At 34.1% G+C, this 15,629-nt stretch carries 14 protein-coding genes; 9 read left to right on the forward strand and 5 right to left on the reverse strand.

Translation table 11 applies throughout. The features are described from left to right. Window positions 1–35: 35 nt before the first annotated feature. Window positions 36–1,316 (reverse strand): MFS transporter, encoded by a 1,281-nt coding sequence (locus H3T80_RS07895; RefSeq protein ID WP_086356735.1) that lies wholly within the window; start codon window positions 1,314–1,316, stop codon window positions 36–38. A 415-nt stretch (window positions 1,317–1,731) separates the two neighbouring features. On the opposite strand from H3T80_RS07895, the gene H3T80_RS07900 reads away from it, so the two are divergent. Then, on the forward strand, window positions 1,732–2,196 hold the full coding sequence (locus H3T80_RS07900) for a DUF3597 domain-containing protein (protein ID WP_086364764.1): 465 nt from the start codon (window positions 1,732–1,734) through the stop codon (window positions 2,194–2,196). A gap of 89 nt (window positions 2,197–2,285) precedes the next feature. Here the strand turns inward: H3T80_RS07900 and pth are convergent, their stop codons facing one another. Together pth and H3T80_RS07910 are read right to left on the reverse strand one after the other, a co-directional pair. Further along, window positions 2,286–2,870 carry an aminoacyl-tRNA hydrolase gene (pth, locus tag H3T80_RS07905; RefSeq protein ID WP_198201290.1) on the reverse strand — a complete coding sequence of 195 codons (585 nt, stop codon included), beginning with the start codon at window positions 2,868–2,870 and terminating at the stop codon, window positions 2,286–2,288. A gap of 77 nt (window positions 2,871–2,947) precedes the next feature. Further along, on the reverse strand, window positions 2,948–3,895 hold the full coding sequence (locus tag H3T80_RS07910) for a ribose-phosphate pyrophosphokinase (RefSeq protein WP_086319756.1): 948 nt from the start codon (window positions 3,893–3,895) through the stop codon (window positions 2,948–2,950). Window positions 3,896–4,155: 260 nt separating this feature from the next. On the opposite strand from H3T80_RS07910, the gene trmB reads away from it, so the two are divergent. From trmB to galT, 5 genes are all read left to right on the forward strand, one after another. Next, window positions 4,156–4,860, forward strand: coding sequence for a tRNA (guanosine(46)-N7)-methyltransferase TrmB (gene trmB, locus H3T80_RS07915; protein WP_198201292.1), 705 nt, complete (start codon window positions 4,156–4,158; stop codon window positions 4,858–4,860). A gap of 15 nt (window positions 4,861–4,875) precedes the next feature. Next, window positions 4,876–5,601, forward strand: coding sequence for an oxygen-insensitive NADPH nitroreductase (nfsA, locus tag H3T80_RS07920; protein ID WP_198201294.1), 726 nt, complete (start codon window positions 4,876–4,878; stop codon window positions 5,599–5,601). Continuing rightward, entirely contained in the window at window positions 5,598–6,761 is a 1,164-nt protein-coding gene (gene agp, locus H3T80_RS07925) for a bifunctional glucose-1-phosphatase/inositol phosphatase (protein ID WP_198201296.1), read from the forward strand. Before nfsA ends, agp begins: the two co-directional genes overlap by 4 nt. Before the next feature lie 678 nt (window positions 6,762–7,439). After that, a complete protein-coding gene (gene galE, locus H3T80_RS07930) occupies window positions 7,440–8,456 on the forward strand; it encodes a UDP-glucose 4-epimerase GalE (RefSeq protein ID WP_198201297.1) in 1,017 nt (338 codons plus the stop codon). Window positions 8,457–8,501: 45 nt separating this feature from the next. Continuing rightward, a complete protein-coding gene (gene galT / locus H3T80_RS07935) occupies window positions 8,502–9,551 on the forward strand; it encodes a galactose-1-phosphate uridylyltransferase (protein ID WP_198201299.1) in 1,050 nt (349 codons plus the stop codon). Window positions 9,552–9,754: 203 nt separating this feature from the next. Here the strand turns inward: galT and H3T80_RS07940 are convergent, their stop codons facing one another. Beyond that, the gene (locus H3T80_RS07940) at window positions 9,755–10,744 is read right to left on the reverse strand and encodes an alpha/beta fold hydrolase (protein WP_198201302.1); all 990 of its coding nucleotides are present in this window, start codon (window positions 10,742–10,744) and stop codon (window positions 9,755–9,757) included. Between the two features lie 234 nt (window positions 10,745–10,978). On the opposite strand from H3T80_RS07940, the gene coaD reads away from it, so the two are divergent. The 3 genes from coaD to relA are packed head-to-tail and all read left to right on the forward strand — an operon-like array spanning window position 10,979 to window position 15,078. After that, window positions 10,979–11,467: a pantetheine-phosphate adenylyltransferase gene (gene coaD, locus H3T80_RS07945; protein ID WP_198201304.1), complete on the forward strand. Its 489-nt coding sequence runs from the start codon at window positions 10,979–10,981 to the stop codon at window positions 11,465–11,467. Between the two features lie 15 nt (window positions 11,468–11,482). After that, window positions 11,483–12,814 carry a 23S rRNA (uracil(1939)-C(5))-methyltransferase RlmD gene (gene rlmD, locus H3T80_RS07950; protein WP_198201313.1) on the forward strand — a complete coding sequence of 444 codons (1,332 nt, stop codon included), beginning with the start codon at window positions 11,483–11,485 and terminating at the stop codon, window positions 12,812–12,814. A 5-nt stretch (window positions 12,815–12,819) separates the two neighbouring features. Continuing rightward, window positions 12,820–15,078, forward strand: coding sequence for a GTP diphosphokinase (relA, locus tag H3T80_RS07955; RefSeq protein ID WP_110448463.1), 2,259 nt, complete (start codon window positions 12,820–12,822; stop codon window positions 15,076–15,078). A 45-nt stretch (window positions 15,079–15,123) separates the two neighbouring features. Here relA and folA read toward each other — a convergent pair whose 3' ends face one another. Continuing rightward, complete coding sequence (gene folA, locus H3T80_RS07960) at window positions 15,124–15,624, reverse strand: type 3 dihydrofolate reductase (RefSeq protein WP_110448464.1); 501 nt, start codon at window positions 15,622–15,624, stop codon at window positions 15,124–15,126. Between the last annotated feature and the right edge of the window lie 5 nt (window positions 15,625–15,629).

A 15,629-nucleotide genomic window follows, 5' to 3' on the forward strand; every position in this document is an offset into this window, starting at 1 on the left:
ATAGTTAGGATGTGTGTCTATAAATAATTTGCAAATTACTTGTTATTTTTTTGGCTACGTTGATATAACAAAGAACACATTATGATAGCGCCAATGATATCTAAAAAGCCCATGGTAATAAAGAATGGTTTAAAACCAATAGTTTCAACAAACTGTCCAACAACTATAGTAAATAAGAAACTCGCTATCCACGCAGAACTACCTCTTAATCCATTCACCGTTGAGACTTCTTTACCAGAAAAGTTTTCAATAACTTGAATAGTTAACATCGCCGATAACATTTGATGTCCCCATGCGCCAATTGCAATTAATGCAATAGCCGTATAAGGGCTTTCAGTTAAACTAGCAAAAGCCATTGATAACATGAAGAACGCTGCACCTAAATAAGTTGTACATGCAGCATTTATTCGAGAAAGACCAAAATGTTTATTTAACATTCTAGAAAAATATCCAGATGATAATCCACCAAAATCGGCAGCAAGAAATGGAATCCAGACAAACATTGCCATCTCTTTCAATTGCATGCCTCGTTCGGTTAATAAATAATATGGTACCCAGAAGTTAACTGCTGCCCACGCAGGTTCAGCTAAAAATGCAGGAATAGCAATACCATAAAATTTCTTTTTACTAACCACTTGTTTAAGAGCAACCCAAATGTTTTTATTTTGCTGGCTTTCGCTATCATCCTGTTCAGAAAGAATATATTTCTTTTCAGCTTCAGAAATAAAACGACTTTTGGACGGTTCGCTAAAGAAGAAAAGCCAAATTCCAGCCCATATTATTCCTAAAGAACCAGGAATTAAAAATGCTAGTTGCCATCCGCCAAATTGATGAATTGTATAAATCAAAGGAGGAGCAATCATTGCACCTAAAGAAAAACCGACCATACTCCAGCCATTAGCTATAGCTCGCTCTTTTTTCGGAAACCATAAACTAATTACTTTTGCATTAGCAGGAGCAACGACTGATTCAGCACCACCCATAACAAAACGTAAAATAGCCAAATGGATCCATGCGCCAGCACCAGCATGTAGTACACACATAACAGACCATATTACAACCATAATTGCAAATCCAATACGTAGGCCTATTACATCAACAAACCATCCAACAATAGGTTGAAATATGGTATAAGCTAATTGGAAAGCCCCTGTAATATAAGAGTATTCTTTAGGTGTAATATTTAGATCTCGAATAATTTCCTGAGCCATAATGCCTAAAGCATTTCTATCAACATAATTGAGGATAACACCCGTCGCAAATAAAATAATCATAAGCCAACGGACATATCCTCCTGACTTCAATATGGCACTCATAATAACCTCTAGTTTTAATGTAAATTTCTAAAATATAATTAGTGTCACCAAAATTGGTGAACCAAATATTACCGTTATTTTTCATTGTAGTATTCCAAAATTAGTCAAAATCGTGATTTGGATCACATAATGATAAAATTGGTACAACATCTTGATGTGTTTTTATGACATGAATCAAGACTAAAGACTATTAATTTATGCACGACCATTGAGTAAAAAAACAATTAATCGAAAATGGTAGATAAGATAGTTATGGTTACAATGAAGCAGAAAATACTAATATTACAAAAAATGCTATTAAATGATTGTGGTTTTGACATAATTTATACTTAACCGCTATACTTAAAGGGATATTTTCTACATCTATATCGTTAAGCAGTTTTTTAATAAGCAGTTTAAACATAAGGGGTGTAATATGGGTATCTTAAATAATATTTTTTCAAAAATATTTCCAAGCGCACAAGCCGCTGTAGGTCATGCTAAAGATGCAGTGAAAGAGCAAGTTGATAAAATCACTGACACAGTAAAAGACAAAACTTCAGATAATACTTCAAGTAATAACACAAATAATAGTAATTCCGATCAAAATCAACAAAACACATCGGACAACAAAGCGCCGATATCTGAGATCGATGTCATGTCAATTTTGGATAATTTGGCTAAAAAATTTCCAGAAAAACTTAATTGGAAAACATCTATTGTTGATTTATTGAAATTATTAGGTATCGATAGTAGTTTAGATGCACGTAAAAAACTCGCCACCGAACTTAATTATACCGGCAGTACTGACGATACCGCATCGATGAATACATGGTTAATAAAAGAAGTAATGAAGAAAATAGCTGAAAAAGGTGGTAATGTTTCTCATTTATTTTCTTAATCAGAATTGATACGTGATTTGTTATCCACCTGTTTATCAGGTGGATTTTTTTATAGTCAATTAATTAAAACACGCTATTGTTAACAACTTTAAGCTTTAAATGCATGCAAACGATTCATCGCACTTTCAATTCCATCAGTTAATAAAATATTAGTACAATAGACTGATTCATCAATAGCTTTATCAATTAATTCTTGCTCTGGTTTAGAGGGTTTATTTAAGACATAACCAACTACTTTATTTTTATCGCCTGGATGGCCAATTCCAATTCTTAATCGATAGAAATTCAGATTATTGCCAAGTTTACTGGCAATGTCTTTTAAGCCATTATGGCCACCATGACTACCGCCAAATTTTAATTTGGCAATCCCTGGATTAAGATCTAACTCATCATGAGCAATTAATATCTCATCAGGCTTAATTTGATAAAAAGAAGCCATTGCTTGCACTGCTTTACCACTTAAATTCATAAAGGTAGTTGGTACTAACAAACGAACATCATGCCCATTGATGTTAATTCGAGAACTATATCCAAAAAATTTAGGATCATTTTTTAATGGTTGATTATAACGTTCAGCAAGTAAATCAACATACCAAGCTCCCGCATTATGGCGAGTTGCGGCATATTCATTACCCGGATTGGCTACCCCTACAATTAGTTTGATTGTTGACATAATAGTTTAATCGTTAATTATCCTGTTATTACAAAAAAGCCCCTAATAGGGGCATTTATCTAATTCAGAAGAAAAGATTATTGATGGAACATTGCTGAAATCGATTCTTCGTTACTAATACGTCGAATTGCTTCAGCAAGCATACCTGATAATGTAAGTTGACGCACATTTTTCAATGCTTTAACTTCCGCTGTTAATGGAATTGTGTCACAAACTACAATTTCATCAATAGCAGAGTCTTTAATGTTACTTACAGCTTTTCCTGAGAAAATTGGGTGGGTCGCATAAGCAAAGACACGTTTTGCGCCACGAGCTTTTAATGCATCAGCCGCTTTACAAAGTGTTCCTGCCGTATCGATCATGTCATCAACTAAAATACAATCTCTATCAGCAACATCACCGATAATATTCATCACTTCTGCTTCGTTAGCACGTTGACGACGTTTATCGATAATAGCCATATCAGTGTCATTTAAAAGTTTAGCAATCGCACGAGCACGAACCACACCACCAATATCTGGAGATACCACGATTGGGCGTTCAAAATCACGTTGCAACATATCTTCTAAAATAACAGGGCTACCAAACACATTATCAACGGGTACATCAAAGAAACCTTGAATCTGTTCAGCATGAAGATCAACGGTTAAAACCCTATCAACACCTACAGTCGATAAAAAGTCAGCAACAACTTTGGCTGTAATAGGCACACGGGCTGAACGCACGCGACGATCTTGTCTTGCATAACCAAAATAAGGAATAACAGCAGTAATACGACCAGCAGATGCTCGACGCATCGCATCAATCATCACTAATAATTCCATTAAATTGTCATTGGTAGGCGCACAAGTTGATTGGATAATAAAAACATCTTCACCACGGACATTTTCATTAATTTGGACATTTACTTCACCGTCACTAAAACGGCTAACAATAATATCACCAAGAGAAGTATAAAGACGATTAGCTATACGTTTTGCTAGTTCGGGTGTGGCGTTACCAGCAAAAAGCTTCATATCAGGCACGAGAAATCCTCAAGCATGTAATCATGATTACATAAAACGTAATCGGTTAAATCGGGATCACAATTATATAATCATTTACAGATTATGCTCAACCACATTATAAAAATTTATTAAAAATATTTTACATTCATCACATTAATCTATAAAAAACTAAGTTAATAAGATGTTTTTTTGAAGTGAATAAAAAATCAGGTAAACTACTATATAGCTAAGATGATCAATTATCTTAATAATCTATTTAACCTAACAGCAGATACGTAATGAGTGAACAATTAGACACAAATAACCAAGTAACAGAATCTAAACGAACAATACGAAGTTTTGTATTAAGACAAGGCCGTTTAACTAAAGGACAACAACAGGCTTTAACGCATTTATGGCCTATCTATGGTGTTGAGTACAATGCTACCTCACCAATTGTTTTTAAAGATAATAAACCGGTGGTGTTTGAAATCGGTTTTGGAATGGGCGCTTCATTAATTGAAATGGCAAAAAATGCCCCATCCAAGAACTTTTTAGGTATTGAAGTCCATAAACCGGGCGTTGGAGCTTGTTTAATGGCAATTGAGGAAAATCAATTATCTAATTTAAAAGTTATGTGCCATGATGCCGTTGAAGTGTTAGAAAACATGATACCTGATAACTCATTAGATAAGGTGCAAATTTTCTTCCCCGATCCATGGCATAAAGCAAGACACAATAAACGTCGAATCATTCAACCTAATTTTGTTGCTTTAATTCATAGAAAATTAAAGACTGATGGTATTTTACATTTAGCTACCGATTGGCAACACTATGCAGAGCATATGCTTGAAGTATTAAATCAAGCGGAGGGATTTAAAAATTTATCTGCCACTAATGACTATATTCCTAGACCTGAAGATCGCCCTATTACCAAATTCGAAAAACGCGGTCAAAATCTGGGGCATGGTGTTTGGGATTTGCAATTTATAAAAAAACAGTGATATTAAGGAGCCGTTATGCCAAATAAAGCAATTGATTTAATTTGCCAGCGTCGTTCAATTCGATCTTATAAATCAACACCATTAACAAGTGAAAAGATTAATGAAATTATTCAAGCAGCACAATCGGCTCCAAGTTCAAACTTTTTACAATGCGCAACCATCATTAGAATCACTGATAGTGAGAAAAGATCAGAATTAGCTCATTATTCAGGCGATCAGAGTTATATCGTTCAAGCGCCAGAGTTTTGGGTATTTTGTGCCGATTTTAACCGCCATTTTCAAATTGATGCTACTATTCCACTTGAAAAAGCCGAGCAACTTTTAGTGGGTTGTATTGATACCACACTTATGGCTCAAAACGCGGTTATTGCAGCACAGTCATTAGGTTTAGGTACGGTGTACATTGGCGGTTTACGCAATAATATTGCTAAAGTGACCGAGTTACTTGCGCTACCTAAATATGTTCTTCCTTTATTTGGACTTTGTATCGGTTATCCTGACCAAAATCCTGATATTAAACCACGATTACCAAAACAATTGGTTTTCTTTGAAAATCATTATCAACCAATTAATCATCAATTATTAGCACAATATGATAGCCAAATGCGTGACTATTATGGTCACAGAGAAATTAATCAAAAAACAAATGGTTGGAGTGATAAAATTGCAGAAACAATTAGCAAAGGGCAACGAGATTTCGTTTTAAATTATTTGCATAAACAAGGATGGATAACTAAATGAAAAAAGATCAATACCAATTAGATAAAGTTGTAATACTAAGTCGTCATGGAATACGCACTCCATTAGCAAACACCATAGAGTTTTTAGAAAAAGCTAGCCCATTAAAATGGCCAAGTTGGGATCATGCTTATGGTTATTTAACTACCAGAGGAGGTGTTTTAGAATCTTATTTTGGACATTATCTATCGCAATGGCTTGAACAACAAAACATTCGCCTTACACCGGAAAATCCTGATATATATGTTTATGCTAATAGTCTTCAAAGAACAGTTGCCACCGCGCAATTCTTAGTTACAGGGGCTTTTGCGGGTTATGATATCCCGGTTAACCACAAATATACTATTGAAAAAATGGACCCTATATTTGATCCAAGTGTACAAAATGATTCACCAGAATCTAAACAAGCATTATTAAAAGATATTGATGATGCAGATAAAGCTGAATCAATTTTCAAAAATTTAGCACCAGCTTATGCGATGCTATCAGATATTTTGGACTATAAAAATTCACAATTATACGCTGAATATCAATGTGATTTTGCTGATATTCCTTATGATCTTCATTTTGTAAAAGATGAAGAGCCGGAATTATTAGGTCCTCTAGCAATTGGCATTTGTGCTGTTGATGCTTTCTTATTACAGTATTATTCAGCTTTTCCTAAAGAACAAATTGCATGGGGAAAAATAACCAGCCAAGAACAATGGCAACAACTTATACAAATTCGTAACCACTATATTAATTTAGTTTTTCATTCCAAATCTATAGCTCGAAAAAATAGTGCATTATTAATTAATATGATAGATGATCTATTACACCAAAAGAATAACAAGGTAAATTTACTCGTTGGCCATGATAGTACCATTGCTGCACTACTTGGTGCCTTGGATTTTGCTGAATACCAACTTCCTAACCAATGTGAAAATACACCAATTGGTGGTATGGTTATATTACAACGTTATCGTAATAAAGCATCGGGAGAATATTTGTTTAAAGCTGAATACGTTTATCAAAGTTTTGAACAACTTTATACCGCGCAACCACTTGATATCAATCATCCACCACAACATTACCTACTTCAGCTAAAAAATGCCGTAGCAAATTGTGATGGTTTTTATCAGTGGCAAGACTTTGAAACTCGTCTAAAAGAATTTAAAAAATAAATAAATTAGATTGTCTATAAATGTTTAAAGTTTAAACGATTAGACAATCTAAATATCTCCTCTATATTACTAATACATTTTAATTAATTTCATAAAGTAAATTTGGATATCATTCACTTTTATTTGATTATTTCATCTATTTTATCTATCAGATTGTTATTAAAACTAAGTATCACTCTTAGTATTGCTATTAGTTTTTCTTCAGTTAGTTTTATATTAATTGATAGCAAATATGCTTATCACTTGCTAAAGCTATTAGCTTCATCAAAATAACATGCCTACTTTGTCAAGTTCGCCATAGAAGCCATTATAGTAAAAAATACCTATGGTGAAAAAATTATGATTATTTATTATTACGTTTCTGGACATCAAAATACATAATTACTCATTTATCTTTTCTCTTTCCACTTATCAATAACTGTATATTTGATAAAATTTTTATTGCAAAACAAATGTCTATGATGTTTAATTCGACTAATTTTAGTATTTTGTTAATATTGGTCTAGAAGGAGCTTATTTAGTACTAGGCTAAATCAAATTCAGTTTTGCATTGAAATCATCCTTAATAATATGGTTAAGGTCATTAAGTGCTTTTTAAACTGAATATAATATAATTTAATAAATTCGATAATTAATCTAAATTCAATAAACGTAATTAGCATAAATTAAGGTATTAAGATGAAAATATTAGTCACTGGTGGTTGTGGATACATTGGTAGTCATACTTGTGTCCAATTAATTCTTTCTGGTTATACTCCGATTGTGATTGATAATTTATTCAATAGTAAAGCTTCGGTTTTAGAAAGAATACGCACCATTACTGGACAATCAGTTGAGTTTTATCATGGTGATATTTGTGATGCTGAGTTACTAACAAAGATTTTTAATGAACATGACATTAAAGCTGTTATTCATTTTGCTGGCTTAAAAGCCGTAGGCGAATCCGTATATAAACCACTTGAATACTATGAAAATAATGTCTATGGCACTATTGTTTTAATGAAAGCGATGCGTGAAGCTGGAGTTAAACAATTAGTGTTTAGCTCATCAGCTACCGTTTATGGTGAATTAGCTCCCGTCCCTTATGTCGAAACATTACCACAAGGATTACCGACTAGCCCATATGGTAAAAGTAAGCTGATGGTCGAACAATGTATAATGGATTTAGCGGTTGCTGAACCTGATTGGTCTCTTACCTTATTGCGTTATTTTAATCCTGTTGGTGCTCACCCTAGTGGTTTAATGGGGGAAGATCCACTCGGTATCCCTAATAATTTAATGCCATATATTACCCAAGTTGCGATTGGAAAACGAGACTCTTTATCTGTTTTTGGTAATGATTATCCAACAGCTGATGGAACCTGTGTTCGTGACTTTATTCATGTCGTCGATTTGGCTGATGGTCATATTGCAGCACTCAAAGCCGATCAAAATAAAGCTGGAGTACATATCTATAATTTAGGTTCAGGAATTGGTTTTAGTGTCCTACAAGTAATAAAAGCCTTTGAAAAAGCTTCAGGAAAACCACTTAATTGGCATTTTGCACCAAGACGTGCTGGTGATTTAGCTGCGTTTTGGGCAGATACAAAGAAAGCAGAACAACAATTGGGCTGGAAAACTAAATTAACCCTTGATGATATGGTCAAAGATTCATGGAATTGGCAATCTAGCAATCCTCAAGGCTATCCTGATTAATTAATGTTTGGCAAATAATAGGAAAATAACCAATAAGAGACATAAATGGATATTTTTAACCCAGTAGACCATCCACATCGTCGATATAACCCATTAACCGATCAATGGGTATTAGTTTCGCCGCATAGGGCAAAACGCCCTTGGCAAGGTCAACAAGAGACAATAAATGAGGAACAAAAACCTTATTATGATGCAGATTGTTTTTTATGTCCGGGAAATAAACGTGTAACCGGTGATATCAATCCTAATTATACGGGAACATTTGTCTTTACTAATGATTTTGCCGCGTTAATGCAAGATATACCTGACTCACCTATTAGTCATGACCCGTTATTCCAAAGGCAAAGTGCCAAAGGTACAAGCCGAGTAATCTGTTTTTCTCCCGACCATAGTAAAACGTTACCCGAACTAAATTTATCTGCCATTGAAGAAGTGATAAAAACTTGGATCACCTTACAACAAGAATTAGGAAAAAATTATCCATGGGTACAAATTTTTGAAAATAAAGGGGCGGCTATGGGCTGTTCCAATCCGCATCCTCACGGGCAAATTTGGGCAAATAGTTTTATCCCGAATGAGATTGCTCGAGAAGATTTTAATATGTGTAACTATTTTCAAAAGTATGGGCGAAATTTGTTAGTTGATTATGTACAAAAAGAGTTAATCAATCAACAGCGTATTGTTGTTGAAACTGAACATTGGTTAGCTGTAGTTCCATTTTGGGCTGTCTGGCCGTTTGAAACACTATTGTTACCGAAAAAACATATTCCTAGATTGACTGATTTAACTCAATCAGAACAAAAAGATTTAGCTATAGCCTTAAAAAAATTAACTTGTCGCTACGATAATTTGTTTAATTGCTCTTTTCCTTATTCTATGGGGTGGCATAGTGCACCATTTATTAATGGTAATGCAGATTATTGGCAAGTACATGCTCATTTTTATCCTCCATTATTACGTTCAGCCAGTATTAAAAAATTTATGGTCGGTTATGAAATGCTGGCAGAAGCGCAACGAGATCTAACGCCAGAACAAGCAGCAGAAAGATTGCGCAATCTTAGTGATGTACACTATAAAAATAAATCTAACGAATAACGAATAACGAATAACGAATAACGAATAACGAATAACGAATATTTTATAGTTAAAAATTGGACATAAAACAGCTAACATTTACGTTATCCTCAATATTTTTTATCACTACAAAAAATTTGAGGAAAGGGATTTTTTAGGCTAAAAAACAATATAAATAATAATTAAATTGCCTTAATCAGCTCGCAAAAATAAACTTATTAAAACTATTTATCTGAATTTAGAAAATCAACTACAGAAGAAACAAATAAACTTCGCCCTTTTTCAGCACGATCTAAATGCACAAAATGTGTGCCATCGGGTATTTCTACCAAATGTGCTTGCTTAGCTTCATTAACAATAGCTAAAGCATCCGCTTTACGGCTCCAAAAGTCGTTTTGCGAGAAAATAACTAATATCGGCATCAATAAATGTTTAGCTTGCCACTGCTTTTGGCCAATAGCTAATTCAAAACTATCTGCCATTGCCCCTGTTGGTGAGCGAAATTGAGGAGGTGTATGAGAAAAAGATTCAGGATCAGAATTCATCGCCTCTTGAGCATAAGCATTAGCAACTAAAGGATCCCGCCATAAATCTTTTTCAACCAAAGGGATACTTAAATCCCAAGCCTGAAACAAACTTTCTTTAGTATTTAATTGATAACCACCAATACTGTGACTGAATTGTTTTGGATTTAATTTATCTTCAAATACTGAGCCTTTACCTAATAATTTATGATCGTCAACAGCACCATATAATGAATTATAAATAATCAACTTATTAACACTGTCATTATGTTGCTCAGCATAGGCGGCAGCCCAATGCCCACCTGTAGCCCAACCCAAAATATTTATTTTTTGGGAATCAGTCCATTTTAATATTTGATTCACAGCGCACTTTAAATCATCAATTGCGGCGGGCGTACGGACTAATGGTTTAGATTCACTCGCAGGTCGAGACATCTCTTTAGGACGACTTGATTTACCATAGCCTCGCAAATCAATAATATAGACATCAAACCCAGCCTGAGCCAAATCTTCTGCTAACGATCCTCCTTGAACAGGTAAATCAAACGAACCAGTACCTGGGACTCGAGCACCATGAACTAATAACAATGGTTCTTGTTTATGTTTATTATTCTTTAATTTAACTTCTCTGATAAAAATATTTTCATCTAAATAGCAAGAACCGATCAAATGGTCTCTTTTTTCGATCATACTAGCACTACCTGTATAGGGTAAAATTAACAAAAGAATTATCATACTCCTTTTAATTAGTCTAATCACTTCAATATCCTTTATTTCAATCAATAACTTCTAAAGTTAACAATATTCAATTACTTTATTTTAGATTACCGCTAAATTTAAACAAGATTTTTGGCTAGTTTACTAACAATCTAGGTTAAAATTAGGTATGATATTCCCCCTATTCACTAATGGATATTAAGATAAATGAAAAGCAAAGCGCTCACAGCGATTTTCCCAGGAACATTTGATCCAATCACCAATGGTCATATCGACCTAATTACCCGCGCATCGCAATTGTTTCCCCGTTTAATTATAGCTATAGCGCAAAATCCAAATAAAAAAACGCTGTTTACTTTAGAAGAACGAGTAAACTTAGCCTCAACATCGGTTGAACACTTATTGAATGTGGAAGTGATTGGCTTTGATAATCTTATGGCTGACTTCGCCCAAAAACATGCGGCGACAGTGATAGTCAGAGGAGTGAGAACAACTCACGATTTTGAATACGAAAGACAATTAGCTGAAATGAACCGAGCATTAAACCCTGATTTAGATACTATCTTTTTAATGCCATCTATTGCAATGGGATTTATTTCATCAACCATTGTTAAAGATGTTGCTTTCCATGGTGGAGACATCTCTAATTTAGTACCTTTACATGTCAAAACAGAGTTACTAAAACGGTTAACATAACTTCAATTTATTAATATGGTTAATTTTTACACCCCGACAAAAAAGAAGCTTACTGCACAAAAATTGACAGTTACTATCACTAATTTAGATGCCTTTGGTCAAGGCGTGGCAAATCATAAAGGTAAAACAATTTTTGTAAAATCAGCGTTACCTGATGAAACAGTTGATATCCAATTAACTGATGATAAAAAAAATTATGCTAAAGCAAAAGTTATAAAATACCACAATTATAGCCAACAGCGAGTCACACCAAAATGTAAATACTATACAAAATGTGGAGGCTGTGAATTACAACATATTTCATCAAATTTACAGCAACAAGCTAAATATGAAGCATTGATCAAACTTTTACAGAAAGAAGCTGGGGCGGAGTTCGACTATAAAGACAATTCACCTAATATCATTGCCGACCAACCATATCATTATCGTAGGAGAGCTAGATTATCAATTAATTTAGTTAAAGGTGAATTATTAATCGGCTTTAGGCAGGCAGAATCAAACCAAATTATAAATATAGAACACTGTCCGGTATTAGTTGAACAATTAGATAAATTATTAATGCCATTACAGTCTTGTTTAAGACAAATTAAACAAAAAAAATCGCTTGGACATATTGAATTAATTGCCGTCGATAGTGGCATTATTCTTGTGTTAAGACACACCATGCCACTAACAGAGCAAGATAGCATTTTATTAAAACAATTCGCTGAAGCTCACAATATTTCACTCTATTTTCATGGTCATGACCTGATTCATATCAGTGGCACCACTGAACATTATTATCTGATTAATCATCTAAAATTAACTTTCAGTCCACTCGATTTTATACAAGTTAATAGTCAAATTAATCAAAAGATGATTGATAAAGCCTTAGAATGGTTAGATATAACTTCAGATGATAAAATACTCGACCTATTTTGTGGTATGGGTAATTTTTCATTACCTATGGCAATAAAAAGTCAATCAGTCACAGGTATTGAAGGTGTAGATGCTCTGGTTGAAAAAGCCAAGATCAATGCTAAACTAAATAAAGATAAAATTGGTGCTAAAACTCAGTTTTTCACCTGTAATTTAGAAGATAAACAGCAATTTTCAATATGGAATCAGTCAAAATTTGACAAAGTATTATTAGATCCAGCTAGAGCCGGTGCTTATAATGCTACAGCAGAAATTGTTAAGATATCACCGACAAAAATAGTTTATATTTCATGCAATCCTGCTACATTGGCTAGGGACTGCAAGCTATTTATTGAGGAAGGATACAACATTGTAAAAGTAGCTATTTTGGATATGTTTCCACAAACTAAGCACATTGAATCAATGTTGATGTTAACTAAATCAGGATAATAATTATGGTATCAATTAGAGGCGCCCATCAACAAAATGACGAACATTACACGCTCGCACAATTTGATGTTGAACGATGGGCAAAACAAGAACTGTTATTAACCAATATTGAATCTTATCAAAAATTTAAAGATATTTGGGATTTTTGTTTTGAGCATAGTGCTGGTGAACCAGAGCAAATCTATTGCTTCGAAAATGCCATTGAAATGGTTGAAATTTTATCAACCTTAAATATGGATATTAATAGTTTAGCAACCGCTCTTTTACTACCTTTCTTTGATACTAAAATTATCTGCCGTGAAGATCTACCGGAAAATTTTGATCGAGAAATAATTCATATTCTTTCTAGTGTTGTCAAAATGAAAGACATTAGGCAACTACGTGCTATCCGTAATGGTCATGCAACAAACGAACAAATTGATAGTATTCGTCGTATGTTACTTGCGATGGTTAATGATTTCCGTAGTGTAGTCATTAAACTAGCTGAGCGTATTACTTATTTACGAAATTTGATGCATGCGCCAAAAGAAGATCAAGTGCTAGCTGCTAAGGAGTGCTTTAATATTTATGCCCCCTTAGCCAATCGACTCGGTATTGGTCAATTAAAATGGGAGCTTGAAGATTTTTGTTTCCGTTATTTACATCCTGACCAATATCGTTTTATTGCCCATAAATTACATGAGAAACGTCTAGATCGCGAATCATATATCAATCAATTTGTTAAAAATTTACAGGATATGATGAATAAAGATCATATTCGTGCCGAAGTTTACGGTCGCCCTAAACATATCTATAGCATATGGCGAAAAATGGAACGTAAACATCTACAATTTGAAGATTTATATGATATTCGAGCGGTACGCATCATCTGTGATCGAATCGAAGACTGCTATAATGCCTTAGGTATCGTACATAGCCATTATAAACATATTGCAAAAGAATTTGATGACTATGTCGCCAATCCAAAACCCAATGGATATCAATCAATTCATACTGTGGTTTATGGCCCAAATAATAAAACTATTGAAATTCAAATACGTACCGAACAAATGCACAATGATGCTGAATTAGGTGTAGCAGCACATTGGAAATACAAAGAAGGCAGTACAGATAAAATGACTGCCTACGATCAGCGCATTTCTTGGCTACGTAAATTATTAACTTGGCAACAAGAGATGTCAGAAAGTGGTGAAATTCAGGAAACTGTCCGTAGTCAAATTTTTGATGATCGCGTTTATGTATTTACACCAAAAGGGGATGTTGTTGACTTGCCTGCCGGTTCAACCCCATTAGATTTTGCTTATCATATTCATAGTGATGTTGGTCACCGTTGTATCGGTGCTAAAGTTGCGGGGCGCATAGTACCGTTTACCTATATATTAAAAACGGGTGATCAAGTTGAAATTATTACCCAAAAACAACCTAATCCAAGTCGCGATTGGCTAAATCCAAATACTGGATTTGTAAATAGCAGCCGAGCACGAGCAAAAATACAAGCTTGGTTTAAAAAACAAGATCGAGATAAAAATATAGCTGCTGGTCAACAAATTTTAGACAACGAATTAGAACCGTTAAATATTAGTCTAAAAAGTGTCGAAAAGATTCTGATTAGTAAATATAACGCTCATTCGTTTGACGAAGTATTAGCTGGGATAGGTAGTGGGGATGTTAGAATTAACCAACTAGTTAATTTTATTAATGCCCAATTTAATAAACCAACTGCTGAAGAGGAAGATGAAGCTGTTCTTAAACAGATCACCCAAAAATCAACCTCTCAAGCCAAAAATACCAATAAAACATCATCGATAAAAGGTGGTGAAATTATTATTGAAGGTGTAGATAATTTGCTCTACACCATTGCTAATTGTTGTCGCCCTATCCCCGGAGATCCAATTGTCGGTTTTGTTACCCAAGGACGTGGTATTTCAATCCATCGTTCAGATTGTGAACAACTGCAAGAACTAAAAAATCATGCACCAGAACGAATCACCAGTGCAGTGTGGAGTGGTAATCATAACGCAAGTTATACCATGGTCATTCGCATCATAGCTAGTGATAGAAGTGGATTATTGCGTGACATAACAACAATTTTAGCTAATGAGAAAGTAAATGTTTTAGGTGTTTCGAGTCGCATAGATATGAAACAACAAATTGCAACGATTGATATGGATATGCAAATTTTTGATCAGGACTCTCTTGAACGAGTTATGAATAAAATAAAACAACTTTCTGACGTGCTGGAAGCAAAACGCTTACAAGGATAATAATTCGGTTGCCACTAGTATGTGAGTGGCAACCTTATCTATTGATTAACTTCGCTGTAAAATCTCAAATTGGTAATCATAACAATTTTTATCATCCGCTTTATGATTTTCTAAATAAATTTGTTGCCATGATGTTTGCAAATAATCAGGAAAATAAGTATCGCCAGTCAATTTGGCATCAATATGAGTTAAATAAAGTCGATTAACTAAAGGTAATACCTGTTGATAAATATTACCACCGCCTATAATAAAGGCTTCTTCTACTTGTTGCTGATTAATAATTGATATTGCCTCATCAATCGATTTAACCCAACTAACATTAGGATTAATTGACGTATTACTTTCAGCCTGTCGACTGATGACAATATTGTGGCGATTAGGCAATGGTCTACCAATAGATTCAAACGTTTTACGCCCCATAATCACAGGTTTATTTAATGTATTTTTTTTAAACCACGCTAAATCTGCAGGCATGTGCCATGGCATTTGATTGTTCATACCAATTACACGATTATCCGCCATTGCAACAATTATACTTAATATCATTGTAG

The sequence above is a fragment of the Gilliamella sp. W8145 genome (genome assembly GCF_016101145.1).
GTDB lineage: Bacteria > Pseudomonadota > Gammaproteobacteria > Enterobacterales > Orbaceae > Gilliamella > Gilliamella apis_A.